A 24,300-nucleotide genomic window follows, 5' to 3' on the forward strand; every position below is an offset into this window, starting at 1 on the left:
ATCCTGGACGGCACAGCGACCGCTGACGCCGACGTCGGCATCCCGCAGACCATCCGGCGTCACCTCCAGCCCTGAGCGAACGGAACGGCTGGAGCGTGACCCGGCAGGTGCTGCGCGGAACGACATCCCCCAGACCCGCCGGCATCGCCCTCCCGCCTGACCGAACCGAACGGCATCCCGGCGTCGCCCTCCCGGGCCTGGGCGGACGGGACCCGCGGGGAAGGCGGGTGGCGCCTCCCCCGCGGGGGTGTGCTTCTCCGATCGGGCCGTCAGCGGAGCCAGGCCGCGGTGTCCGCGGGGAGGCCGTCCACGTCGACGGGGCCGCTGGTGAGCAGCACCTCCCGGTCCGGCGGGAGCGCCACCGGCGCGGGACCGAGGTTGACCACACAGGTCAGCCCGGACTCGCGGGTGAAGGCGAGCACCCCGTCTCCCAGGTCGAGCCACGTCAGGCTGCCGTCGCCCAGGCACTCCGCGCGGATGCGCAGCCCGGCGCGGTACAGCGCGAGCATGGAACCGGGATCGGTCTCCTGGGCCTCGGTGGTGAGCTCCTTCCAGGCCGCGGGCTGCGGCAGCCAGGGCTCACCCGTGCTGAAGCCGTACGGCGGGGCGGAACCCGACCACGGCAGCGGCACCCGGCAGCCGTCGCGGCCCGGGACGGTGTGCCCCGACCTGTTCCACATCGGGTCCTGGCGCAGTTCGTCTGGGATGTCGTCGACCTCGGGCAGGCCGAGTTCCTCACCCTGGTAGACGTAGACGCTGCCGGGCAGCGCCATGGCGAGCAGCGCCGCCGCTCTGGCCCGGCGGCGGCCGAGTTCGAGGTCGGTCGCCGTGCCGTCCCTGCGGTCGTCGTTGCTCCAGGAGGTGTCGGCCCTGCCGTACCTCGTGACCGGGCGGGCGACGTCGTGGTTGGACAGCACCCAGGTGGCCGGGGCGCCGAGTGGCACGTGGGTGGCCAGGGTCCGCTCGATCGACGCGCGCAACTCGGCGGGGCTCCACGGGCTGCCGAGGAAGTCGAAGTTGAACGCGGTGTGCATCTCGTCGGCGCGCAGGTAGCGGGCGAAGCGCTCCTGGTCGGGCAGCCACACCTCGCCGATCAGGATCCGCTCGTCGTACTCGTCGGCGACCCGCCGCCAGTCCCGGTAGATCTCGTGCACGCCGTCGCGGTCGGTATAGGGGTCCTGGCCGTCGGGCTCGGCGTCCGGGTCCTTGATCAGCAGCGCGGCCGAGTCGATCCTGATGCCGTCCACCCCCCGGTCGAACCAGAACCGCAGCACGTCGTGGAAGTCCTCGATGACGTCGGCGTTGTTCCAGTTGAAGTCGGGCTGCTCGGGCGCGAACAGGTGGAGGTACCACTCGCCGTCGGGCACCTGGGTCCACGCCGGCCCGCCGAAGATCGACTGCCAGTCGTTCGGCGGCTTCTCCCCCCTGCCCGGCCGGAACCAGAACCGTTCCCTGGCCGGCGAACCGGGCCCGGCGGCCAGCGCCTCGACGAACCACGCCATCTGGTCGGAGCCGTGGTTGGGCACCACGTCGATGATCACGCGGATGTCCAGGCCGTGCGCCTCCTCGATGAACTTCTCCGCCTCGGCGAGGGTGCCGAACACGGGCTCGATGTCACGGTAGTCGGCCACGTCGTAGCCGCCGTCCGCCATCGGCGAGGGATACCACGGGTTCAGCCAGACCGCGTTCGCACCGAGCTCCGCGAGGTACGGCAGGCGGGCCCGCGCACCGGCCAGGTCTCCGAACCCGTCGCCGTTCCCGTCGGCGAAGCTGCGCAGGTAGACCTGGTAGATCGCGGCTCCCCGCCACCACGTCTTGGGCATGCTGAACTCTCCTGTTCTGTAGGTGTCCGGCGTACGGCTCGCGCCGGTCAGCCCTTGAGACTCCCGGCCGTGAGTCCGGCCATGATGCTGCGCTGGAAGATGAAGAACACGACGATCGTCGGGATGCTCGCGATCACCAGGGCCGCCAGAAGCACGTTCTGCGGCAGCTGGGCCGACAGCGAGGCGATTCCCACGCTGATCGACATCTTCTCCTGGTCCGGCAGGACGAGCAGCGGCCAGATGAAGTCCTTCCAGACGTTGATCACCGAGAGGATCGACACCACACCGAGGATCGGCCGGGAGACCGGCAGCACGATCGACCACAGGATGCGGAACGGGGACGCGCCGTCGATCTGGGCGGCCTCGATCAGCTCGCGCGGGATGGAGTCGAAGAACCTCTTGAGCAGGAAGACGAAGAATCCGTTGGCGACGGCCGGCAGCCAGATGGCCCACGGCGTGTTCAGCAGGTCCCACCCGAGGATCGGCAGCTCCTTGGCCGTGAGATAGGCGGGGAGCAGGATGACCATCGGCGGGATCATCAGGGTGGCCAGCATCAGGCCCAGGACGAGCTTGCCCAGCACCGGCCGCAGCTTCGACAACGCGTAGGCGGCCGAGACGTCGAAGGCCAGCGTGAGCAGCCAGGCCCCGCCCGCGTAGAGGACCGTGTTGCGGAGGAACAACCCCAGGTCGAGCAGTTCCCACGCCTCGGCGTAGACGCCGAAGTCGAAGGCGGTGGGGAAGAAGGTCGGCGGGATCTGCGCCAGTTCCTCCGGTGACTTAAGCGCCCCGGTGATCATCCAGTAGAGGGGGAAGACGAAGGCGGCGGTGAAACTCGTCACGACCAGGATCAGGACGGTCCAGTAGAGCACCCGCCCGCGCCTGGTGGTCAGGGTGTGCGGGGAGACCACGCCGCGGAACTCCCGCGTCGTCGTCCGGCCGCTCCTCCGTTTGCGCGCCCGCGAGGGCGATTCGAGCCCACGCGCGGCACGGGTGGCCGGGGGGCTCGGCTCGACGGTGACGTTCGGCATCAGTTCTGCTCCTCCCGCGACAACCTCAGGTAGAAGACGGAGAACACCATGAGAACGAGCATCAGCATCAGCCCGAGCGCGCCGCCCGCGCCGAAGTTCCCGAAGTTGAACGCGTACTGGTACATCAGGTAGGCGACGGTGACGGTCCCGTTCTCCGGGCCGCCGCCGGTCAGCAGGTAGGGCTCGATGAACACCTGCATGGTCGCCACGATCTGAAGCATCAGCATCACCATCAGGATCAGCCGGGTCTGCGGGATCGTGACGTGCCAGACCCGCTTGAACAGCCCGGCTCCGTCCAGCTCCGCCGCCTCGTACAGGTCGCTCGGGATGCTCTGCAGCGCGGCGAGGTAGATCAGCGTCCCGGTGCCCAGGTTCATCCAGGTGGAGACGATGACCAGGGAGATGAGCGCGGTGTCGGTGGAGTCCAGCCAGCTCAGCCCGGGGATGCCGACCACGCCCAGCGCCTGGTTGAACAACCCGGACCCCGGGTCGTAGAACCACTTGAACAGCAGCACCACCACCGCGGGCGGCAGCATCACCGGCAGGTACACGACGAACCTGAGGTAAGCCTGCGCGTGCCGAAGCTCGTTGAGCACGATCGCCGCCACGAACGGCACGATGAACCCGACCAGCAGGGCCAGCCCGGTGAACGTCACGGTGTTGAGCCAGGCCCCGGCGAACGCCGAGTCCTCGATCACCGTGAGGAAGTTGTCCCAGCCGACCCAGGTGGGCTCGTCGACGAAGTTCGTCTTCTGGAAGCTGAGCAGCACCTCCCGCACCATCGGGTACCAGGAGAAGAACGCGAAGCAGATCAGCGCTCCGCACAGGAACCCGTAGGCCGTGAGGTTCCGGCGCAGGCCGCGCCGCACCGCCCCGGGAGAGTCCCGTCGCCGTGATCTTCTCACGGTGGATGTGGTCATTGGTTTTGAGTTCCCATCTCGGCTGGGGCGCCGGCCGGTCGGCCGGCGCCCCCGGTTCTCAGCTCAGCTGGACTTGGCGAGCACCTTGTTCGCCTTGGCCTCCGCGTCGGCCAGCAGCTCGTCGATGTTCGCGTCCTGCCTGGTCAGCACCGCCGACATGGGAGTGTCGAGGATCGCGTAGAGCTCCTGGGCCTTCGGCGGCTCCAGCTTGTTCTGGATGGTGCCCGACGCCTCGACGTAGGAGGTGAAGTTCTCCACGGGCACGGTCGCGAACTGCTTGCGGAGTTCGAGGACCTTCTCGCCCGGCTCGGCCGTGCCGTACAGGTCGGGGTAGGGGAGGCCGACCGGCCGCCCGATCTCCTTGGCCCGCTCGTAGTTGAACTGGCCCTCACCCGGGGTGAGGTTCTTGAACTCCAGCCAGAGCAGCCCGGCCTTGATCTTCTCCGGCGTGGCCTTCGGGTGGAACATGTAGCCGTCGCCGCCGCTCAGCGAGTGGGTGCTCTCCGGCAGGGGGGCCACCCCGTAGTCCTCGAACTTGCCCTTGAAGTCGTTGTTGACGGCCTGGACGACGTCGGGGGCGCCGATCATCATGCCGAGCTTGCCGCCGCCCATCATCCGCATCAGGTCCTCCCACTGGAGAAGCTGCTTGGCCCCCATGCTGTTGTCGGTCCAGCGCATCTGCTTGAGGTTGTCCAGTACGGCCTTGCCCTGCGGGCTGTTGAAGGCGGCCGTCTTGCCGTCGGCGGAGACCATGTCACCGCCGCGGCCGTAGAGGGAGGCGGCGAAGTGCCAGCCGCCGGTGTTGCCGGCGCTGTACTCGCCGAATCCGACGTGGCCTGCTCCCAGCCCGGCGATCTTCTTGGCGGCCTCGCGCACCTCGGCCCAGGTCTTGGGCGGCGCGTTCGGGTCCAGCCCCGCCTGGGTGAACAGCTTGCGGTTGAAGACCAGGCCCGTGGAGTAGTTGTTCCTGGGCAGGCCGTAGACCTTCTCGCCCTGCTTGAAGACGCTCACCACATCCGGCCTGAAGTCCTTGTACGGCTTCACGGTGTCGATATAGGGGGTGATGTCGGCGGCCTGACCGGCCGCGACGATCTTCTGGACGTCGGTGAAGTAGACGTAGAAGACATCTTCCATCGTGCCGCCGGCGAGCTTGGCCTGGAAGGTGTCGGGGTTGATGCAGGGGAAGGCGTCCTTGCCTTCGATCGTGATGTTCGGGTGCGACTTCTGGAAAGCGGCGACGTCCTCGTCCCACTCCTTGCGCTCGATCGGATTGGTCTTCGGCGGCTGGCAGCCGACCGTGATCGACACCTTGGCGTCGGCCGCGGGCGTGGAGCCGGCCTTGTCACCGGTCTCGCCCGAGGTTCCGCACGCCGCGGCGGACAGCCCGAAACCGGTCACGAGCAGCAGGCCGAGATTCCTGCGATAGCCGGATCTCCTCATCGGTCAGACCTTCTTCCTGGCGAGTTAAGCCGGGTCACCCACGTCTGGTCCGGACGACGGTGCACCCCTCCTGTGGCCCTCACCCTAAGCATCCCCAACATATTTCTGCAATGTTTCGACATTGAATTGCAAGATAACGACTCGATCTCGCCCGGAAACGGCAGCGGGGCGGGATCGACTGATCCCGCCCCGCAATGTTCCCGATCAGCTGCTCGCGAACGACCTCGCCCTGGCCGGCGCGGTCGACGCGCGCACCACGAGCTCGGGCTCGAACAGCAGCTCGTCGCCGGGCACCGCGGCCTTGCCGATCTGGGCGACCAGGAGATCGACCGCGGCCCTGCCCATCGCGTCGATCGGCTGCCTGACCGTGGTCAGCGGCGGATCGGTGCAGTTCATCAGGGCGGAGTCGTCGTAGCCGATCACCGAGACGTCCTCGGGCACCGACAGGCCCGCCCGCCTCGCCGCTCTTATCACCCCGAGCGCGAGCACGTCGCTCGCGCACATCACGCCCGTCACACCCCGCCGCATCAGCCGGGTGGCCGCGGCGTGACCCCCCTCGATGGAGAACATCGTGTGCTCGACGAACTCCGGCTCGACCCGCAGGCCCGCCTCCGCCGCCCGGGTGGTGAAGGTCTCCAGCTTGCGCCGGGAGGGCACGTGGTCGGGCGGGCCGAGCACCAGGCCGATGCGCTCGTGACCGAGCGCCGCGAGGTGGCCCAGCGCCATCTCGGCCGCCACCACGTCGTCACAGGAGACCTGGGGGAAGCCGAGGTGCTCCACCGACGCGTTCACCAGCACGGTGGGCAGGCGGCGCTCCACGAGGCGCTCGTAGTGGTAGTGGCTGGCGTCGGCCTGCGCGTACAGCCCGCCGGCGAAGACCACGCCGGAGACCTGCTGCTGGAGCAGCAGCTCGACGTAGTCGGCCTCGGAGACGCCGCCGACGGTCCTGGTGCACAGCACGGAGGTGAAGCCCTGCTGGGCGAGCGCGCCTCCGACGACCTCGGCGAAGGCGGGGAAGATCGGGTTCTGCAACTCGGGGAGCACCAGCCCCACCAGCCGGGCGCGGTCACCCCTGAGCTGGGTGGGCCGCTCGTAGCCGAGGACGTCGAGGGCCGTCAGGACGGCCTCCCTGGTGGCCTCGGAGACCCCGGGTTTCCCGTTGAGGACGCGACTCACCGTCGCCTCGCTCACTCCCACCTTCTTGGCCACATCTGCAAGCCGTCGCGTCATGCTGCAAACTATACGGCAAATTTCGCAAGTAGTTGCGGGTCCTTACGCGCAGAGCGTGCGGGTTTCTTGCAGCCGCTTCCGGCCACGGCGATGGACATCTCCGCCCAAGGATCGTTCCTTCCGGGGATGAGCTGGCCTGGATGGCGATTCTGACTAGAATCGATTTCTTGCGTCAACAAGTTGAGATATTGCGAACGCCGTACCTCTTCACCGGGCAGACCGCCGTACGGCCGAGCACCGGGAAGAGCCTCATTTGGACGAGCCGTTGACCGTGAGGACCGAGTCGGGGGCCACGATGGCGGGGAAGGTCCCCGTGTCGACGATGCCGTGCTCGTTGTAGGCGGCCTCGATCAGCGCGTGCGCCCGGGGTTCCAGCTTCCACAGTGCGCGGTACTCCCGGGCGGTGATCAGCGAGATCCCCGTCTCGTGCGCGATGTCGGCGGCTCTGGGCACGAACCTGCGCTCGATCTGCTGGTCCCAGTACTCCCGGGCGGCGCGCATCAGCGCCGCCCGCTGCATGGCGTCCACGGTCTGGGTAGGCGTCTCGACCATCTCGAACTCCTCCTCGTCGTCGTGCGGGACGCCGGGCGGCAGGATGAGCGCGGCACGCCCCTCCGGCCGCTCGGCGGCCCACGGGACGGGCGGGCTGAGGTCGATCAGCGCGGAGGTGTTGTAGAGGGCCCCGATCTGGGCCAGCAGGGCCTCCTGACGGGCGGTGTCGACCGCCAGCCCGCTGTGCTCCACCGCGCGGTCCATCGCCTGGTCCAGCTTGGTCAGGGCGACCCGCATCTTCCTGTCGGACGCGCCGGCCTCCCGCAGCGAGCGGGCCTTCTTGGCGGCCAGGGCGACCCTGGTCAGCCTCCGGTGCGCGTCGACCTCGCTCGCGGTGCGGTCGCTCGCCTCGGCCAGCCCGATCCTGACCATCATCCGCTCGGGCGTGAGCCGCCAGTTGATCCGCGAGCGCCCGGTGATGCGGTGCCGCTCGATCGCCATGCCGCGCTCCCACAGCCACGCGGCCACCAACGGCGCGGCGAGCCGGAAGACGGCCTCGGCGAGGCTGCGCGCATCCATGCTGGACAGCACCGCGGTCAGGCAGGTGAGCGCCCACACCGCGATGCCGTCGATGCCCGCGGAGAAGTTCTCCCGCATGTTGCGCCTGGCCCGGACGGCGCTGGTGATCACAGCGACCTCGATGAACGCGAAGAGCAGCAGCCGCAGCGGCCCGTCGAAGCCGAGCACGTCTCCGGAGAAGCGCCACATGCCCTGCGCGGAGACGCCCGTGGCGATGCTGGCGGCGACGATGGTGAGGATGTCCTCCACCGGGCGCGGCGCGACATATCTCTGGAAGATCCGGTTCCCCGCGCGAACGACGGCCCGAAGGGCGAAGAAGGCAAACACCAGGAGGATAAGGGCAAATAGGCAGATAATGACCGTTACGACCGGATTATCCGACGTGAAGGCGGTTAATTCAGCGAGAGAAGGCATCCGTCACTGTCCGTCATTCTCGATGTCCGTCTGTAGATCCTTGAGATCCTTCCAGAAGGTCGGCATCTTGTTCGCGAAACGCATGTTCCGCACGCGGCAACAGTGAACTGTCAGGTTTGTCCGGCGGTCGGTACGGCCGGACGAGGGTGCCGCCGTCCTGCACGGCGCGCAGCACGGCAGAACGGCGGCGGCCTAACGCTCCTACTTGGCCATGATCTTCGGCTCCCCGGCCCCCTTGGCCCGGGCCGCCTTGGGCGCCGCAGCGGGCTGGGGAACGTGGACGATCGCCCCACGGTGGTCACGCTCACGTACCTCGGGATCGTCGAACCAGCGCCCACCTTCCGCCAGATAACGGAAGCAGATCGTGCTCCCCTCGGGAACCCAGACGACCGCCGTACGGCTGCCGTCCTCCTCCCTCGTCATCGGATGGGCGTACGGGTTCCAGTCGTTGAAGTCGCCCACCACCGAAACCGCCCCCGCGACGGCCCCGGGCGGCAGGGTGAAAACGAGCTCTACCATGCCGTCGTCGGCCTGCTCAGCGTGCTTGATCACAAGGTGCCCCCTCGCAACAGATTGTGTGCCTTCTGCACGCCATATGCGCACATCAGGAACATCGCCGTCACCCCCGACGCGGCGCTCCTACCGAGAACAGACGCGAAACTTACCTACCGCCTCGGGCCGGTACCGGACCGCCCCGCGACCGGGTCCGGGCCCGCGTGCGACGGGCCCGGACCGGGGTCTCAGCGAGCCGCGTAGTGGCACGCCGTGTGCGCCTCGGGAGAGGCCGGCAGCACGGTCAGCGCCTGTGACCGGCACGCCGAGTCGACCCCCGCCTCCGCCGCCGCGCCGCCGGCCAGCACCTGGCAACGGGGATGGAACCGGCAGCCGCCGGGAACCCGGGTCGCGTCCGGCGGCTCACCGGCCAGGATCACCGGCGCGGGCGACTCGGGGAGCACCGACAGCAACGCCTGCGTGTAGGGGTGGGAGGGCGCGGTGAGCACCTGCTCGACCGGCCCGGTCTCGACGATCCGGCCCAGATACATCACCGCGACACGGTCGGCGATGTTCCAGGCGAGCCCGAGATCGTGCGTGACCACCAGCGCCGACAGGCCGAGATCCGCGCGCAGGCGCAGCAGCAGCGCCAGGATCTCGCCGCGCACCGAGGCGTCCAGCGAGGCCACCGGCTCGTCGGCGATGAGCAGCCGGGGGTTGAGGGCCAGCGCTCCCGCGATGACGACCCGCTGCCGCTGGCCGCCGGAGAGCTGGTGCGGAAAGCTGTCCAGGAACCGCTCGGGAGGCCGGAGTCCCGCCCGTGACAGCGCCTCCGCCACCAGTTCGCGCTCGCCGGTCAGGCGATGGATCCGCGGCCCCTCGGCCACCGCCTCGTAGACGGTGTGCCTGGGGTTGAGCGACCCCATGGGGTCCTGCAGCACGAGTTGCACCTCGCGGCGGTACGCCTTCAGCGCGCGCGAGGAGTACGCGAGCGGGGCTCCGCCGTACAGGACCGAGCCTGACGTGGGCCGCTCCAGGCCGAGCAGGGTGCGCGCCAGGGTGGTCTTGCCGCAGCCCGACTCGCCCACCAGCGCGACGATCTCTCCTTCGCCGACGGCGAGGTTGACGCCGTCCACGGCGCGGGCGCGCCGCCCGTGCGAGGCGAATCCGACGTGCAGGTCGCGGGCCTCAAGGAGGGTCATGGGGCCACCTCCGATCGGACGTTGACGCAGGCCGCGGTGTGCGAGCCCGAGGGATTCGCGGGCCACAGCTCGACCTCGGCCGAGGCGCAGTCCGGGCCCGCGACGGGGCAGCGGGGGTGGAAGGAGCAGCCCGTCGGCAGGTGCAGGGGATCGGGCGGATCGCCGCCCAGGCCCTGCGGCGCGAGGCGGGAGGCGGGGTCTCCGACGGTGGGGAAGGCCGCGGCGAGCGCGCGGCTGTAGGGATGGCTCGCCCCGGCGAAGACCTCGTGCGCCGGCCCCGACTCGACGATGCGGCCCGCGTACATGATCGCGAGCCGGTCGCACATCGACGCCAGCACCGACAGGTCGTGCGAGATCATGATCAGGCTGACCTCGTGCTCGGCGATCAGCGACCGCATGAGCTGGAGGACCTGGGCCTGGATCATCACGTCGAGGGCCGTGGTCGGCTCGTCGGCGATGATCAGGCGTGGCGAGCAGGCCAGGGCCATCGCGATCATGACCCGCTGCCGCTGCCCGCCGGACAGCTCGTGGGAGTAGCCCCTGGCCCGCCAGGCGGGCAGGCCCACCTGCTCCAGCAGTTCAGCCACCCTGCGCTTGGCCTCCGCGGGGGTCGCCAGGCCGTGCACCAGCATCGGCTCGGCGATCTGGTCCTCGATCCTGCGCACCGGGTTGAGCGCGTGCTGCGCCCCCTGGAAGACCATCGAGGCCGACGCCCATCTGACCGCGCGCAGCCGGCCCCACTTCATGGCCAGCACGTCCTCGCCGTCGAGCAGGATCTCGCCGGTCACCTCGGCGTCCCGCGGCAGCAGCCGCAACAGGGCCATCGCCAGCGTCGACTTCCCCGAACCCGACTCACCGGCGAGCCCCAGCGCCTCCCCCGGGGCCAGCGACAGGGACACCCCGCGTACGGCGGGCACCTCCCCGGCCGGGATCCGGTAGGACACCGCGACGTCGCGGAGTTCGAGCAGGCTCATCGCGGCACTCCCCGCAGACGTGGGTTGAGCACGGCCTCCAGCGCCCGGCCGCAGAGCGTGAACGCCATGACGACCGCGACGATGCACAGTCCCGGCGCCAGGATGTACCACCACGCGCCCGAGGTCGCCGCGCCCCAGTCGTAGGAGCCGCGCAGCAGGCCGCCCCAGGAGACCTCCCCGGAGCCCGCGCCGAGAAAGGCCAGGGTGGACTCCGCCACGATGGCGCTGGCCACGGACAGAGTCGTGTTGGCCAGCACGAGCGGCGCGACGTTGGGCAGCACGTGCCTGGTCATGATGTGCCAGTGGCCCGCGCCGAGCGCCTTCGACCGCTCGATGTACGGCCTGGCCTCGACGGCGAGGGTCTGGGCCCTGATCAGCCTGGCCGTGGTGGCCCAGGAGGTCACGCCGATCGCCAGGATGATCGTGGACACGCCGCCGCCGAGGATGGCCCCGAGCACCAGGGCCAGAACGAGTTGCGGCAGCACCAGGAACCAGTCGGTGATCCGCATCAGCACGGCCCCGAACCAGCCGCGGAAGTGCCCGGCGGCGATCCCGGTCATGGTGCCGATGACCATGCTGAGCAGCGCCGACATGAACCCGATGAGCAGCGACACGCGCGAGCCCCAGAGCACCATCAGCAGCACCGAGCGGCCCGACTCGTCGGTGCCCAGCGGGAACTCCAGGCTGGGCCCCGCCATCTTGGCCCCGGTGGCCCTGGTGACGTCGAGCCCGGCCGGATCGGTGATCAGCGGGGTGAGTACGGCCAGCAGGACGGCGACCACGAGGATCACCCCGCCCGTCACCCCGGCCCGGTTCCGCCGGTACTCCCTCCAGAACCGCGCGAGAGCCGTACGGCGGCGCGCCCCGGCTGTGGCACTCATGTCGACCTGACCCGGGGATCGAGGACGTGGTAGAGCACGTCCGCCAGTGTGTTCATGACGATCACCGCGGCGCACAGCACCATGAAGGTGCCCTGCATGACGGCGAAGTCCGGGCCCTGGATCGCCTCGTAGAACAGCAGGCCCAGGCCCGGCCAGGAGTAGACGGTCTCCACCGAGACCGCGCCGCCGACCACGAAGCCGACGTGCATGAAGACGAGGGTCACGGTCGGCAGGAGGGCGTTGGGCACCGCGTGGCGGCGCCGTACCTCGTCGTCGCGCAGGCCCTTGGCCCGGGCGGTGGTCACGTAGTCCTGGCCGATCTCGTCGAGCAGGGAGGACCGCATGACCAGGAGGTACTGCGCGTAGACCACGGCGACGAGGGTGAGGCAGGGCAGCACCAGGTGGTGCCCGACGTGCAGGATGTAGGCGAACCCGTCGGGCGCGTCGACGCCCTCCATGCCACGGGTCGGGAAGATCCCGGGGATGGGGCCGACCCCGGCGGCGAAGACCATGAGCAGCAGCAGGCCCAGCCAGAACGTCGGGACGGACCACAGGACGAGCGAGATCCCGGTGGAGAAGCGGTCGAGCCTGCCACCGTGGTTCCAGGCCGCCCTGGTGCCCTGCCACAGGCCCAGGCTGACCGCGATGACCAGCCCGACGCCCGCGAGCAGCAGGGTCGGGCCGACACGCTCGCCGATGAGGTCGAGGACCGGCCGCTTGTACTCGTAGGAGGTGCCGAGGTCGAACCGCAGGGTGCGCAGCACGAAGTCGAGGAACTGTTCGAGCAGCGGCTTGTCCAGCCCCATCTGCTTGCGGAGCAGGTCGAGCTGCTCGGGGCTGAGCGGCACGTCCCTGGTGTAGGCGATCGCGGGGTCGCCGGGGATGAGGCGGAACATGAAGAAGGTCGCGACGATGACCATGGCGATGCTCAGCACCGCCCCGCCGAGCTTCTTCAGCGCGTAGCGGGCCATGCCGCCCGATCGGCCCCCCGATCGTGCGTCGCCTGGGCCCGCCGCCTGGTCGGCGGCGGGCTCGACGTCGAGCGGAATGGTCACCCGACCCCCTTCCGCGCCCGGGTGACCGGGGCGCCGGACCGGCCGGCGCCCTGGCTGCGGCGGGTCATTCCCGCTCGTCCGCGTTGCTCTTGCGCCGCCGGGCGATGAGGACGCCCGCCGCGCCGACCACCACGATGGCCACCACCGCGCCGATGACCCCCGGGACGATCGAGCCGCCCGCGGCCGCGGCACCGGCGGCGGGCGCCGCCACCGCGTCCACCGTGTAGACCGGCCAGTAGCCGCTGCCGCCGTAGAGGATGCCCTTGTTCTCGGGGATCGGGGTGATGGAGGTGATCCGGTCCTTGCGGTAGAGCTCCAGGTTGTTCGGGTAGTAGAGGGCGATGACCGGCGCGTCGGTGTAGAGCCTGCGCTGCATCTGCTTGATGATCTCGGCGCGCTCGCCCCGGTCGAGCTCGGCGAGCTGCTCCTGGTAGAGCTTCTCGAACTCGTCGTCGCAGTAGAACGACTCGGTGCCGCCGCCCTCACCGGCGGCCGTGGGCCGCCGGCTGCACAGGTGCGTGGACAGCACCTCCTCCGGGTCGGGGTTGACCGACCAGCCGCTGATCGCGATGTCGAACAGGCCCGTGAAGCCGGTCTCCTCGGTGAACTTGCTGGAGTCGAGCTTGCGGGTGGTCAGCGTGATGCCGATGTCCTTGAACCAGCCGGTGAGGAACTGGGCGAGCTTGTCCTCGACGGGCTCCTCGGTGTGGATGCTGAAGCGCAGTTCCAGCTTGCGCTTGCCGTCGGGCATCGTGCGGACCCCGTCGGCGCCCTTCTTGTAGCCCGCGTCGTCGAGGATCTCGTTCGCCTTGGCCGGGTCGAAGGCGACGAGGTCCTCGCCCTCCGCCTGCCAGAAGAAGTCGGAGTACATCGGCGGCACGATCGAGCCGTCCGCGGGCACGGCGAGGCCACTCTGCACCTGGTCGACGAGGGCCTTCTTGTCGATCGCGTGGTGCAGCGCCTGCCGTACCTTCGCGTCCCGCAGTGCGGGGTGGCCGTCGCCGACCGGCTTGTCGTCGATCGTCTCGGCGCCGTGGTTGATCTGCAGGTAGGCGGCGCGCCTGCCGGGGGTGTTCCACTGGACGATGGCGGGGTCGCCCGCCATGGACTCGAACTGGGGGGCCTGGAGGCGGCCGATCCAGTCGATGTCGCCCTTCTTCAGGCCGGCGATGGCGGCCTCGGGGTTCTGGTAGAAGATGACGTGCAGCTCGTCGATCTTCGGCTTGCCCCGCCAGTAGGTGGGGTTGGCCTTGAGCTTCGCGTAGGCGTCCTTCTTGTACTCGATCACGGTGTACGGCCCGCTGCCGACGATCGGCATGACCACGTTCTCGTTCGCGCCGATGTCGCCGGCGGCCTCCCAGACGTGCTTGGGCACGATCGGGATCGGGTTCTCCAGCATCGACGCCTGCGGCTTCTTGGCCTTGATGACCAGGGTCCGCTCGTCGGTCGCCGTGACGCTCTCGAAGTTCTCCACCGCCGGGCCGTTGGCCTGCTTGGCGGCGTCCACCTTCATGACCGTGTTGAAGGTGTACTCGGCGTCCTGGGCGGTCACCGGCTTGCCGTCCGACCACTTGGCGTCACGGATCTTGAACGTCCAGGTGAGCCCGTCGTCGGAGGTCGTCCACGACTCGGCGAGGTCCGCGCTCGGCTGCAAGGTCTTGGAGTCGGGGACCGTGAGATAGCCGTAGGTCCATCGGTGGATCGAGCTGGAGACGATCCGTACCGCCAGGAACGGGTTCATGGAGTCGACGGCCTGGGTCACGCCCATCCGGACGATCTTCTTGCCCGCCGCGGGCTCCTGAACCGCCAGCGCGGGAGCCGCGATGCCCGCCATCAACAGTGCCAGGCTCAACGCCGCCAGGCGTACGCAGCCTCTAATCATCGTGTGACTCACTTTCCTGGTGGAGTATGCCCGCCACCCCTGATGTAGAGAAGTCACACCACAAGCACGCAGCGTGTCAACGGAATCCGGAAAATTGTTTCACTGCCGTTGCATTCACTGGTTTTAATTTTCACCCGTTAAGGTAGCGCCATTCTCCCGTCCGCTCACCCTGAGTGATGACATTCGGGGATATCCGGGCGCCGCGCGGCAGCTCTCTCCCTCAGGCCGGATGCGCGTCGTCGAGCACGGCCGGCAGCGTGTCCGCGAGTATCCGCAACAGCGTTTCCTCGAGACGAACATGGACCTGGCTTCTGGTGAGCCGGCCGAATCTCAGCCATTCCCGCGAGGTGGCCTCAGCCATGTCGCTGAAGCCGCGCAGCACGGCCCGCGACGCGGCGCCGTAGATGCTTCGAACACCCCGCGGGCCTCGTCGCCTTCCGCGCGGCTGAAACCCGGAGTCCGGTCAGAGACCGCTCTCCTCGCCGTCCCTCCGCCGCCGCGCCATGACGAGCGCCATGATCCCGAACCAGACCGTGGCCACCACCACGATCACCATCGGCACCACCGTCATCCCGCCCACTCCGGCCGCCTCCGCCCGCTCCCTCTCCCCGCCCTGTCCGTCCCCGGCCCGTGCCCCGCCGTCCCGTTCCTCCCCGGCCCGTCCCCCGCTGTCGCGCTCCCCGGCGTCCCGTTCCCCGACGGCGGGCGACGGGCTCGCCAGCGCGAAGCCGATCTCCCCGCTGATCGGATCGCCGCCGGCGGAGACCACCCGGTACGCGACCGTGTACCGGCCCGCCCGGCGCAGCGCCCTGAGCGGCTGCCTGACCCTGCCCCCGCTGATCATCACCTTCCCCTGCTCGCACCGTTCCCGCCGGGGCCCGCGCACGACCACCGTCGCCGTCTCGGGGAGCACCCCGTCGCCGAAGCTCAGCAGCACCGACGCCGGGGCCCGGGACAGGGTCGTCCCATCCCGCGGGTCGCTCGCCTCCAGGCCGTTCCGCGCCTCGGCCGCCCCCGCGTTCCCGCAGACGAGCAGCACCCCCAACCCCACCACCACGGCACGAGCCGCCAGAAACCGCACCATGAACCACTCCTCTTTCCTCCGCCCGGAGGTACGGCCCGCCCGCACCCGGAGTTCACGTCGCCACCCGCGGCCACCGTGGGAGCCCCCGAACGCGTACGGCGGGCCCGGCGCTCCTCGTCGAGCCGTGGCGAACCGGCGGCGACACCGCCCGCGACCGGCTCACCGAACCTCCGACGGCGACCACCTGGGCCGCAAAGCCGGCGAGCCGGTGAGCCGGTACCGCCGGGCGGACCTCACGTGTCCCGCCCGCGCGTCACCCCCGGGTGAGCATGAGGGCGGCGGCGACGCCCAGGAGCAGTGACGCCGTGGCGGCGAGGCAGGCGACGCGGGTGGCGACGGGAGCCGGGGCGGGCGGCTCGCCGGGGCGGAAGGCGGGGACGATCCAGCGCAGGTAGTAGAAGACGCTGGCCACGGTGTTGAGCACGGCGACCACGGCGAGCCAGGCGTAGCCACCGTCCACGGCGGCGGCGAAGACGAGGAGCTTGCCGGCGAAGACGGCGGTGGGCGGCGTGCCGACGAGGCCGAGCAGGCACACCACGAGGGCGAGGGCCAGGCCGGGCGCGCGGCGGGCGAGTCCCGCGTAGCCGGCGAGCGAGTCCCGGCCCACGGCGACCACGACGGCGAACGCGCCGAGGTTGGTAACGGCATAGGCGGCCAGATAGAACAGCAGCGCCGGGCGGGCCAGGCCGGTCTGGCCGGTGACGGCGACCGGGATCAGCAGATAGCCGGCCTGGCTGATGGTGGAGTAGGCCAGCAGGCGGCGCACGTTGTCCTGGTGGAACGCGGCGAGGTTGCCCAGCGTCATGGTGGCCACGGCGATCAGCGCGACGAGCGGGCGCCAGCCGGCGTCGGCGCCGTCGAACATCTCGGTGGCCAGCCGGAGCAGACCGGCGAGGGCGCCGATCTTGGGCACGGTGGTGACGAACGCGGCGACGACGGGCGGCGCGCCCTCGGTCACGTCGGGCACCCAGAAGTGGCCGGGCACCGCGCCCGCCTTGAACAGCACACCGGCGAGCAGGAGGAGGATCCCGCACCCGGCGGCGGCTCCGGGCGCTCCCGCCAGGGACATGTACGAGGTGGTCCCCTTCAGGCCGTAGAGGAGGGTGACCCCGGCGAGCATGATCACCCCGAGGAACGCGCCCATCAGGTAGTACTTCAGCGCGGCCTCGGTCCCACGGCCGTCCTCGGCGAAGCCGGCCAGGGCGTAGGCGGGGATGCTCGCCACCAGGTAGGCGGCGGCGAAGACGAGCAGGTCACCGGCTCCGGCCAGGACGACCGCGCCGAGGGCGGCCAGCAGGAGCAGGACGTAGACCTCGGCCTCCCGGCGGTTCCCCCGGGCCCACCCGGCGGCGAGCACGACGACGAGCAGCGTCGCGACGGCGACGGTGACGCGGGTGACGTTGGTCAGCGGGTCCACGGCGTACGCCTCGAAGGCCATGGTGTCCGGCCGGACCGCCGCGAACGCGGTCGCCACCGCCGCCCCGGTCAGCGCCGTACCGCAGATCCAGGCCACCGCCCGCTGCCGGTCACGCCGGGTGAACGCGCCGGTGAGCAGCCCGATGACCGCGCCACCGAGCATCAGGAGCTCCGGGAGGAGAGCCGACGGGTCCTCGTTCACACGATCGCCTCGCCGGGTGGGTCGAGGACCGCGTCCGCGAAGGCGCGTGGCGTGACCGCCGTCATCGCGACACCAGGGCTACCAGGGCGGCGGCGACCGGGTCGATGAGGTCCAGCAGCCAGCGGGGCGCGATGCCGATGATCAGCGACAGGGCGAGCAGGGGCGCGACCGCCGCCAGTTCCGCCGGCCGTACCTCCGTGACCCGGCCGGTCAGCTCGCCGGGGCCGCCGAGGAACACCTTCCGCAACACCCGCAGGAACAGCGCCGCGGTGATCAGGATGCCCAGTACGGCCAGCGCCCCCGCCACCACCGCGCCCGCCCCGATCACCCCGGCGAGGATCTGGAACTCGGCGATGAACCCGGAGAACCCCGGCAGGCCGAGCGAGGCGAACGCGGCGACGGCGGTCAGCGCGGTGAGGATGGGGGCGTTCGCGGCGATCCCCCCGAACCGGTTCAGTTCGTAGGCTCGCGCGCGGTCCCAGAACACCCCCGTCAGCAGGAACAGCGCCCCCGTGACGAGCCCGTGGCCGACCATCTGGGTCACCGCCCCGGTCACCGCCAGTTCCCTGGCCCGCACGTCGCCCGCGACCAGGCCCGCCGCGCCGAGGGCGAGCACGATGTAACCCATGTGGTTGACCGAGGTGTAGGCGATCAACCGTTTCAGGTTCTCCTGCGCGAGGGCGACGAGCGCGCCGTACAGCAGGCTGACCACGCCGATGGCGATGATCACCCAGGCGTACCGCTGCCAGGCGACGGGAAGCGTCGGCAGCGCGATCCTGGCGAGGCCGTACGTGCCCATCTTGAGCAGGACCCCCGCCAGGACGGCCGACCCGGCGGCGGGCGCGTCCGTGTGCGCGGGCGGGAGCCAGGTGTGCAGGGGCACCACGGGCGTCTTGACGGCGAACCCGACGAAGATCGCGATCAGGACCGGGGCGGCGCTGCCGGGCGAGCCGGAGAACGGCGGGTTCGCGGCGAGGTCGGTCAGGTCGAACGTGTGCGGCTCGGCGCCGAGGAACAACCCGATGAAGCCGAGCAGCAGCACCAGCGAGCCGAGGAAGGTGTAGAGGAAGAACGTCAGCGCCGAGCGCGCCCGGTCCCCGTGCCCCCAGCCGACGATCACGAAGTACATCCCGACGATCGACAGGTCGAAGAAGACGAAGAACAACAGCAGGTCCAGGGCGGCGAACACGCCGATCGAGACGGTCTGCAGGAACAGGAAGAGCGCCGCGTACGACCGTGGGCGTTCGGTCCCGCGCAGCGAGTAGACCGCGCAGAGCAGGAAGAGCAGCGCCGTCATCGCGATCAGCGGCAGCGACATCCCGTCCACGCCCACGTGGTAGCCGGCGCCCGCCGACGGGATCCAGCGCAGCCTGGTCTCGTGGCCGATCCCGCCCCGGTAGCCCAGCCACATCGCCGCGACCAGGATGAGATCGACGGCGGTCGCGGCGATCCAGACCCAGATCGCCCGCCGCCCGCCGAGCCCGCGCAGGGCCAGCAGCGTGGCGGCGGCCAGTGGCAGGAAGATCACAATGGTCAGCACGGTCACCTCACCAGCGCGATCACGACGGCCAGCAGCGCCAGCCCGATCGCCGCCTGGGCGAGGTAGAGGTGCGCCTGGCCGGTCTGCGGACGTCTGGCGAGCGTTCCGAGCCGACCGGCCCCCGCCGCGACCGCCCGGACCACCCCGTCGATCCCCGTCTCCACCGGCGTCCTGGCGATGCCGGCCGCCCGGGTGACGGCGCGCGCCGCCCCGTGCACGGCCCCGTCGATCACCCGGTCGTCGAACCGTGCCAGCGCGCCGGCCAGCGCCATGACCGGCCGCGCCACCGCCGTTCGCGCCACCCGTTCCAGGCCGAACCAGCGCGCCGGCCCCCACCACAGGTCCACCCCGAGCGGTCGGACACCGCGACGCCGTACGGCGAGCACGAGCCCGGCGACCACGACCGCCAGGCCGCCGGAGACGGCCAGTTCGGCGGCTCCCGGGCCGCGCTCCGCCGGAACCCCGAGCAGCCCGGCCCACCCGTCGAAGACCACGGGGACGCCGACGACGCCGAACCCCGCGGCCGCCAGCGCCAGCGCGGCGAGAGGCGCCCAGCCGAGCGGACCTTCGCCGGGCCGCTTCCCCGGCTGCGGCGGGGCGGGGGCGCCCGGTCGCCAGACGACGATCAGCGCCTTGGTGGCGTAGGCGGCGGCGAGGAGGGTGGCGGCGAAGGCGACCACGCGCAGGGCGGGCGGGTGCACCGAGGCGAGGACGGCGTCCTTGGTGACCCACAGCGACAACGGCGGCAGCCCGGCCAGGGCCGCCGCGCCGATCCCGAAGGTGACCCCGGTCACCGGGTGACGCCGGGCCGCGCCGCGCAGCCTGACCAGGTCCTCGGTGCCCAGGGTGGTCAGCCAGACGCCGGCGCAGAGGAAGAGCAGGCTCTTGACGGCGGCGTGCGCGACGAGATGCGCGACGCCGCCCGCCACGGCCGCGACCCCGGCGGCCAGCACCATGAAGCCGACCTGCGCGCAGGTGGAGGCGGCCAGGAGTTGCTTGAGGTCGCGCTGGGCCAGGGCGACCGCGCCGAGCAGCAGCGCGGTCAGCGCGCCCGCCCAGGCGACCAGCGTGGCGGCCCATCCGGTGGCGGCGAGCAGGGGTTCGACCCGGAGCAGCAGGTACGCCCCGGCGGCGACCATGGTGGCCGAGTGCAGCAACGCGGAGACCGCGCTCGGCCCGGCCATCGCGCGCGACAGCCAGAACGAGAAGGGCAACTGGGCCGACTTGCCGAGGGCGGCCACCACGATCCCGGCGGCGATCAGGTGCGCCCAGGGCGAACCGGCGGCGGGCAGGGCGGCCAGGCTCAGCGAGCCGGTACCCGCGAGGGCGCAACCGGCGGCGAGATAGAGGCCGAGGTCGCCCGCCCGGGTGGTGACGAAGGCGAGGTCGGCCGAACGCGCGTGCTCCGCGTCGTGCCACCGGTAGCCGATCAGCGCGTACGACATCGCGCCCATGACCTCCCACGCCATCAGCAGCAGCGCGAGGTCGGCGGCCGTCACGGTGACCAGCATCGCGGCGGTGAACAGCAGCATCAGGCCGAAGAACCGCGCGTCACGCGCCTCGCCCGCCGCGAAGGCCAGCACGGCGAGCGCGACGGCGGCCACGGTGACGACCATCACCGCCGACAGCCCGTCCACCGCCAGCCCCGACCGCAGCCCGTCGAAGAGCACCGTGTCGGCCCGGGGCCGGTCCACCGCGACGAGCACCGCGACCAGCAGAGTCACCACCGCGACCAGCACGGCGACCGGACCCGCGAGCCCTTCCCGCGCACCGCGGAGCAGGCCGCCCGGTCGTCTGCCGGCAGCGGGCTCACCATGCGCCCCGCCCTTCCCGGAGGCCCATCCGCTCCGTCCCCGAGCCGGCTCCCCGTACGGCTCCGCCCCGCCGTCGTGCCTCCGGGACGGGACGAGGTGGGCGATCAGGAGCAGGGCGCCCGACACGGCCGGCAACCCGGGGAGAACCCACAGCAGGCCGTTCACCCTTTCAGCTCTCCCGCGTCGTCGGTCAGGTCGACCTCGCGGGCCCGGAAGAGCGCGGTGACCACGGCGAAGCCCATCGCCATCTCCAGCGCCATGACCGTCACCACGACCAGCACCAGCACCTGCCCGTCCGCGGCGCCGGGCGCGAGGAAGTACCAGAAGCCGCCACCCGCGACGATCAGGCCGTTGATCATGAGTTCCAGCCCCATCATCAGCATCACGATCGACTGCTGGGACAGCGCGCCGTACAGACCCACGGCGAACAGGGCCGCGGCCAGCAGCAGGAAGCCCTCCAGGGTCATCGCTCCCCCTCGCCAGTACGCCGGTCCGGCGGCGGGTCGTAACGTCCCCGGGCGGTCGCGAGGACCACGGTCGAGATCATGGTCGCCAGGATCGCCACCCCGATGACCATCATCACCAGCATCTTCGGCCCCATGATCGACAGGCCGAGCGCATGAGTGGGGTCGGCGGGCGGGCGTCCCCGCCGCCGGGGCCATGGCGTCAGGAGCGCGCCCGCGGCGAGCAGGACGAAGACGCCGCCCGCGACGAGTCCGGCGATCCGGGTGTTGTGCACCATCCTCATCGGCGTCAGCCCGGCCGGGTTCATCATGAACATGATCATGAATACCGCCATGATCAGCATCTCCATGACCATCATCAGGATGATCAGCACCCCGAGGTAGTGCAGGTCGATCAGCAGGAAGGCCACCCCGACCGCCAGCAACGACGTCAGCAGGGCGAACGTGGCCCGGGCCATCGAGTCGACCACGAACACCGCGACCGCGCTCGCCGCGGACACCACGGCCAGGCCCCAGAACGCCGCCGTCACAACACCACGACCGCGACGACGAGCAGTTGCAGCAGCGAGGCCGGGATCAGCACCAGCCACGACACCTGCGTGAACCGATCCATCCGCACGGCGGGCAGCCGGTGCGCCGCCCAGATCAGCCCCGCCAGCACGGCGGCGGTCTTGATCGCCGTCCACGCCCAGGCGGGCAGCACGGGCCCCGCCCCGCCGCCAAGGAAGAACGGCACCGCGGCCGCCGCGGCGACCACCAGGAGCGCGTACCTCCCCACCTGGAAGACCAGCCGGTCCGGCCCGGACAGCTCGCCCCGTACCCCGCCCGCGATGTCCGATCCCACCGGCCGGTCCATCGGCCCCCAGAACGCCATCGCCGCCGCCGACACCAGATAGACCGCGAACGCCACCGGCATCCACACCACGAACCACAGCCCGCTCTGCGCCGCGACCACCTCGCCGACCCGCAGCGAGCCCGCCCCCAGCCCGACCGTGATCAGCGCGAACATGTGCGGCAGCTCGTAGGCGAGCCCCTGCGCCACGAACCGGTAGCCCCCCACCAGCGGATAGCAGGAGTTGGTCCCCCACCCGGTGAGCCAGATCGCCCCCCAGACGCACACCTCCATCGCGTTGAACCACACGACGCCGACGGGCGGATCGGCCACCGGCCGCTCCCCCAGCGGCAGCACGACCCCCGCGAGCACCGCCGCCACGAGCAGCCCGCACACCCCGGCGCGCAGCAGCAGCGTGTCCGGCAGGAGGGTACGGCGCCGCTGCTGCACGAGCAGCCGGGCCGCCTCCCGCAGCGGCCCCCCGGCCGCCCGCCACGACCACCCCGCCCCCACCACCGAGTCGAACACGGCCGCCACCACCGTGAACCCCGCCAGAGCCACCGGAAAAGCGACCACGATCCCGTACGGCACGGCTTCAGACATGGCGCAGGGCTCCGAGCTGCTCCGTGTCAGGGTCCAAACTGGCGACGATCAGCCGCGCCGCCCCCAACTCGACCCCTTCGAGCACCCCTGGCAGTACGGCGAGCAGCGCCCGCGACGGCTGAGCGCCCACCGGCCCTCGCGGCCCCCGGTCGTCCTGGAGGATCGAGGGGTCGTCCAGCGCGCCCAACGCCACCCCGGTCGCGACGAGCCAGCGATCCAGCCGCGCCGCCACGTCACCCGAGAACCGCCCGCCTCCCACCCCACCGCGTCCGGACAGCCCGGCACCTCCCCCGGCCCCCGGCGATCCAGCACCACCGCCCACGCCCACGCCCACGCCCACGCCAGAGGCGACACTCGATCCGGCACCGGCACCACCCCCGACACCCGGCCTTCCACCACCGTCTCCCACCCCACCTCCTCCTGACAGCCAGGCACCACCCCCGGTCCCCGGCGCTCCAGCGCCGCCGCCCACGCCACCGGTGTCCGGCGGCTCGTCGCCGATCACACCGAGGTCGCGAAGCATCCACCGGAGGAGGCGCGAGCGGCCTACCCGCCGGGCGAACCAGCCGAACTCCGGCATCAGGTCCTCGCGGGAAGCCCCCGCCAGCGCGCGGTCCCGCAGCGCCCTCGCCGTGGCCGCCGCGGCCGGCCAGCCCGCCACCGCGAGCAGCCGGCCCAGGCTGTCGAGATGCGCCGCGGCCCTGCGCCGCTCCGCCTCGCCCCGCGTCACCCGATGCCCCCGGCTCGCGAGCAGCCACGGCTCATCCCAGAACGGCGCCTCCCCGCCGCCACGCGCATCGCCCTCGTGCTCACCTGCCGTGTCCGCCGAGTCCCGGTGCCCATCCGCCGCGTTAGCCGAGCCCTCACGGCCGCCGCCGGACTCCGGGCCTGGACCGTTCCAAAACCCGGGAGTCAGGCGGATCGACGCCCGCTGGATCACGTCTCCCTGCAACGTCGCCTCGACCACGAGCCCGCTCGGCCAGTCGGCCAGGATCGGCCCCAGCGGCACATGCAAACGATCAAGCGCCAGACCGTCCCGATCCGGCCCCCGACCGGCCATCGGCACTCCACCCGGGCTTCCGCCGTGCTCACCGTGCTCGTCGTGCCCGTCGTGCCCGTCGTGCTCTCGGCCGGCGGGCATGGGCGCGGACGGCCGGGAACGGGCCAGGTGCGCGGCCGCGTCGCGGCGTTGGGCCGGCGCGTCGGCCAGCCGTACGACGGCTTGGTCGAGTGCCTGGGCGGGGTCGGTCCCGTGGGGCAGTTCCACCAGGGCGCGGGGAGCGGACATGTCCATCCAGACGGTGCGGATCGCCTTGTCGAGGGCGTCGCCGGGGATGCCGCACACCACCAGGAGACTCGCCCCGGCCGGGCCGTCGGCGATGGGCCAGCCACGGCGGGCGAGTTCCCGTTCCACCCGCAGCCGGGTGCGCGTGCCGTACGGGGCGGTGACCACGAGGGGGCGCGGGCGGCGGGCGGCCTGGCGGGTGAGCCAGTCGCTCAGGCCCACAGGAACGCGCCCTCGCGCCAGGCGTAGACGACCCCGGCCATCAGGAGGCCGAGGAAGAGGAACATCTCCACCACCGTGGCGACCCCCACCTCGGCGACGACCAGCGCCCACGGGTACATGAAGACCATCTCCATGTCGAAGGCCAGGAAGACGAGGGTCACGGCGTACCAGCGGGCGTGGTATCGGGACAGGGCGTGCTCCTGCGGGCGCGCGCCGGAGAGGAAGGGCCCGACCCCGAGCGGGCCGGGCGGCGCGAGCAGGAGCGAGACGGCGTACACCCCGGCGACGGCCGCGCCGAGCAGGCACAACAGGCTGAGAACGGCTGCCCAGGATTGCATCGGATCTTCTCCCAGAAGGGCTACTGAGATCACTCGTCCCCGCCCGCGCGGACCCTAACCGTGGATCTTCGATCAACCTGCCCGTGCA

General features: G+C 71.2%; 22 protein-coding genes. All 22 read right to left on the reverse strand.

Going from position 1 to position 24,300, the window contains the following annotated elements; translation table 11 throughout:
- Window positions 1–269: 269 nt before the first annotated feature.
- Window positions 270–1,823 carry a glycoside hydrolase family 13 protein gene (locus MBA17_RS35320; RefSeq protein ID WP_238501778.1) on the reverse strand — a complete coding sequence of 518 codons (1,554 nt, stop codon included), beginning with the start codon at window positions 1,821–1,823 and terminating at the stop codon, window positions 270–272.
- A 47-nt stretch (window positions 1,824–1,870) separates the two neighbouring features.
- Window positions 1,871–2,851, reverse strand: coding sequence for a carbohydrate ABC transporter permease (locus MBA17_RS35325; RefSeq protein WP_238501780.1), 981 nt, complete (start codon window positions 2,849–2,851; stop codon window positions 1,871–1,873).
- Window positions 2,851–3,756, reverse strand: coding sequence for a carbohydrate ABC transporter permease (locus MBA17_RS35330; RefSeq protein WP_238501781.1), 906 nt, complete (start codon window positions 3,754–3,756; stop codon window positions 2,851–2,853). Before MBA17_RS35330 ends, MBA17_RS35325 begins: the two co-directional genes overlap by 1 nt.
- 78 nt (window positions 3,757–3,834) lie before the next feature.
- Window positions 3,835–5,211: an ABC transporter substrate-binding protein gene (locus MBA17_RS35335; protein WP_238501782.1), complete on the reverse strand. Its 1,377-nt coding sequence runs from the start codon at window positions 5,209–5,211 to the stop codon at window positions 3,835–3,837.
- 204 nt (window positions 5,212–5,415) lie between these two features.
- The gene (locus MBA17_RS35340) at window positions 5,416–6,441 is read right to left on the reverse strand and encodes a LacI family DNA-binding transcriptional regulator (RefSeq protein ID WP_238501783.1); all 1,026 of its coding nucleotides are present in this window, start codon (window positions 6,439–6,441) and stop codon (window positions 5,416–5,418) included.
- A gap of 249 nt (window positions 6,442–6,690) precedes the next feature.
- Window positions 6,691–7,839, reverse strand: a complete 1,149-nt coding sequence (locus MBA17_RS35345; RefSeq protein WP_238501784.1) for an MraY family glycosyltransferase — start codon at window positions 7,837–7,839, stop codon at window positions 6,691–6,693.
- Between the two features lie 288 nt (window positions 7,840–8,127).
- Window positions 8,128–8,478 carry an isoamylase early set domain-containing protein gene (locus tag MBA17_RS35350; RefSeq protein ID WP_238501785.1) on the reverse strand — a complete coding sequence of 117 codons (351 nt, stop codon included), beginning with the start codon at window positions 8,476–8,478 and terminating at the stop codon, window positions 8,128–8,130.
- 188 nt (window positions 8,479–8,666) lie between these two features.
- Window positions 8,667–9,620, reverse strand: coding sequence for an ABC transporter ATP-binding protein (locus tag MBA17_RS35355; RefSeq protein ID WP_238501786.1), 954 nt, complete (start codon window positions 9,618–9,620; stop codon window positions 8,667–8,669).
- Window positions 9,617–10,594, reverse strand: a complete 978-nt coding sequence (locus tag MBA17_RS35360; protein WP_238501787.1) for an ABC transporter ATP-binding protein — start codon at window positions 10,592–10,594, stop codon at window positions 9,617–9,619. The genes MBA17_RS35355 and MBA17_RS35360 overlap by 4 nt, the downstream gene beginning before the upstream one ends.
- On the reverse strand, window positions 10,591–11,475 hold the full coding sequence (locus MBA17_RS35365; RefSeq protein WP_238501788.1) for an ABC transporter permease: 885 nt from the start codon (window positions 11,473–11,475) through the stop codon (window positions 10,591–10,593). The genes MBA17_RS35360 and MBA17_RS35365 overlap by 4 nt, the downstream gene beginning before the upstream one ends.
- A complete protein-coding gene (locus MBA17_RS35370) occupies window positions 11,472–12,530 on the reverse strand; it encodes an ABC transporter permease (RefSeq protein WP_238501789.1) in 1,059 nt (352 codons plus the stop codon). Before MBA17_RS35370 ends, MBA17_RS35365 begins: the two co-directional genes overlap by 4 nt.
- Before the next feature lie 64 nt (window positions 12,531–12,594).
- Entirely contained in the window at window positions 12,595–14,412 is a 1,818-nt protein-coding gene (locus tag MBA17_RS35375) for an ABC transporter substrate-binding protein (RefSeq protein ID WP_238501790.1), read from the reverse strand.
- A gap of 220 nt (window positions 14,413–14,632) precedes the next feature.
- Window positions 14,633–14,794, reverse strand: a complete 162-nt coding sequence (locus tag MBA17_RS35380; protein ID WP_238501791.1) for a hypothetical protein — start codon at window positions 14,792–14,794, stop codon at window positions 14,633–14,635.
- Window positions 14,795–14,875: 81 nt separating this feature from the next.
- Window positions 14,876–15,496, reverse strand: a complete 621-nt coding sequence (locus tag MBA17_RS35385; protein WP_238501793.1) for a copper resistance CopC family protein — start codon at window positions 15,494–15,496, stop codon at window positions 14,876–14,878.
- A 253-nt stretch (window positions 15,497–15,749) separates the two neighbouring features.
- Window positions 15,750–17,114 carry an NADH-quinone oxidoreductase subunit N gene (locus tag MBA17_RS35390; protein ID WP_238501795.1) on the reverse strand — a complete coding sequence of 455 codons (1,365 nt, stop codon included), beginning with the start codon at window positions 17,112–17,114 and terminating at the stop codon, window positions 15,750–15,752.
- A 61-nt stretch (window positions 17,115–17,175) separates the two neighbouring features.
- Entirely contained in the window at window positions 17,176–18,654 is a 1,479-nt protein-coding gene (locus MBA17_RS35395; RefSeq protein WP_238501797.1) for a complex I subunit 4 family protein, read from the reverse strand.
- A gap of 2 nt (window positions 18,655–18,656) precedes the next feature.
- Window positions 18,657–20,633, reverse strand: a complete 1,977-nt coding sequence (locus MBA17_RS35400) for a proton-conducting transporter transmembrane domain-containing protein (protein WP_238501798.1) — start codon at window positions 20,631–20,633, stop codon at window positions 18,657–18,659.
- Window positions 20,630–20,935: an NADH-quinone oxidoreductase subunit NuoK gene (gene nuoK / locus MBA17_RS35405; RefSeq protein WP_238501799.1), complete on the reverse strand. Its 306-nt coding sequence runs from the start codon at window positions 20,933–20,935 to the stop codon at window positions 20,630–20,632. The genes MBA17_RS35400 and nuoK overlap by 4 nt, the downstream gene beginning before the upstream one ends.
- Window positions 20,932–21,462 carry an NADH-quinone oxidoreductase subunit J gene (locus MBA17_RS35410; protein ID WP_238501800.1) on the reverse strand — a complete coding sequence of 177 codons (531 nt, stop codon included), beginning with the start codon at window positions 21,460–21,462 and terminating at the stop codon, window positions 20,932–20,934. The genes nuoK and MBA17_RS35410 overlap by 4 nt, the downstream gene beginning before the upstream one ends.
- Window positions 21,459–22,367, reverse strand: coding sequence for a complex I subunit 1 family protein (locus MBA17_RS35415; protein WP_238501801.1), 909 nt, complete (start codon window positions 22,365–22,367; stop codon window positions 21,459–21,461). Before MBA17_RS35415 ends, MBA17_RS35410 begins: the two co-directional genes overlap by 4 nt.
- Complete coding sequence (locus MBA17_RS35420) at window positions 22,360–23,874, reverse strand: hypothetical protein (RefSeq protein ID WP_238501802.1); 1,515 nt, start codon at window positions 23,872–23,874, stop codon at window positions 22,360–22,362. The genes MBA17_RS35415 and MBA17_RS35420 overlap by 8 nt, the downstream gene beginning before the upstream one ends.
- Window positions 23,865–24,212 carry an NADH-quinone oxidoreductase subunit A gene (locus tag MBA17_RS35425; RefSeq protein ID WP_238501803.1) on the reverse strand — a complete coding sequence of 116 codons (348 nt, stop codon included), beginning with the start codon at window positions 24,210–24,212 and terminating at the stop codon, window positions 23,865–23,867. Before MBA17_RS35425 ends, MBA17_RS35420 begins: the two co-directional genes overlap by 10 nt.
- Between the last annotated feature and the right edge of the window lie 88 nt (window positions 24,213–24,300).

This window comes from Dolomitihabitans soli (genome assembly GCF_022213955.1).
In the GTDB taxonomy this organism is placed as follows: domain Bacteria; phylum Actinomycetota; class Actinomycetes; order Streptosporangiales; family Streptosporangiaceae; genus Streptosporangium_A; species Streptosporangium_A soli.

What these genes read in the sequence shown, in the direction of transcription:
- MBA17_RS35320 (WP_238501778.1), bottom strand. Translation starts at nt 1,823, where the DNA reads ATGCCCAAGACGTGGTGGCGGGGAGCCGCGATCTACCAGGTCTACCTG.
- MBA17_RS35325 (WP_238501780.1), bottom strand. Translation starts at nt 2,851, where the DNA reads ATGCCGAACGTCACCGTCGAGCCGAGCCCCCCGGCCACCCGTGCCGCG.
- MBA17_RS35335 (WP_238501782.1), bottom strand. Translation starts at nt 5,211, where the DNA reads ATGAGGAGATCCGGCTATCGCAGGAATCTCGGCCTGCTGCTCGTGACC.
- MBA17_RS35340 (WP_238501783.1), bottom strand. Translation starts at nt 6,441, where the DNA reads ATGACGCGACGGCTTGCAGATGTGGCCAAGAAGGTGGGAGTGAGCGAG.
- MBA17_RS35355 (WP_238501786.1), bottom strand. Translation starts at nt 9,620, where the DNA reads ATGACCCTCCTTGAGGCCCGCGACCTGCACGTCGGATTCGCCTCGCAC.
- MBA17_RS35360 (WP_238501787.1), bottom strand. Translation starts at nt 10,594, where the DNA reads ATGAGCCTGCTCGAACTCCGCGACGTCGCGGTGTCCTACCGGATCCCG.
- MBA17_RS35365 (WP_238501788.1), bottom strand. Translation starts at nt 11,475, where the DNA reads ATGAGTGCCACAGCCGGGGCGCGCCGCCGTACGGCTCTCGCGCGGTTC.
- MBA17_RS35375 (WP_238501790.1), bottom strand. Translation starts at nt 14,412, where the DNA reads ATGATTAGAGGCTGCGTACGCCTGGCGGCGTTGAGCCTGGCACTGTTG.
- MBA17_RS35385 (WP_238501793.1), bottom strand. Translation starts at nt 15,496, where the DNA reads ATGGTGCGGTTTCTGGCGGCTCGTGCCGTGGTGGTGGGGTTGGGGGTG.
- nuoK (WP_238501799.1), bottom strand. Translation starts at nt 20,935, where the DNA reads ATGACCCTGGAGGGCTTCCTGCTGCTGGCCGCGGCCCTGTTCGCCGTG.
- MBA17_RS35415 (WP_238501801.1), bottom strand. Translation starts at nt 22,367, where the DNA reads ATGTCTGAAGCCGTGCCGTACGGGATCGTGGTCGCTTTTCCGGTGGCT.
- MBA17_RS35425 (WP_238501803.1), bottom strand. Translation starts at nt 24,212, where the DNA reads ATGCAATCCTGGGCAGCCGTTCTCAGCCTGTTGTGCCTGCTCGGCGCG.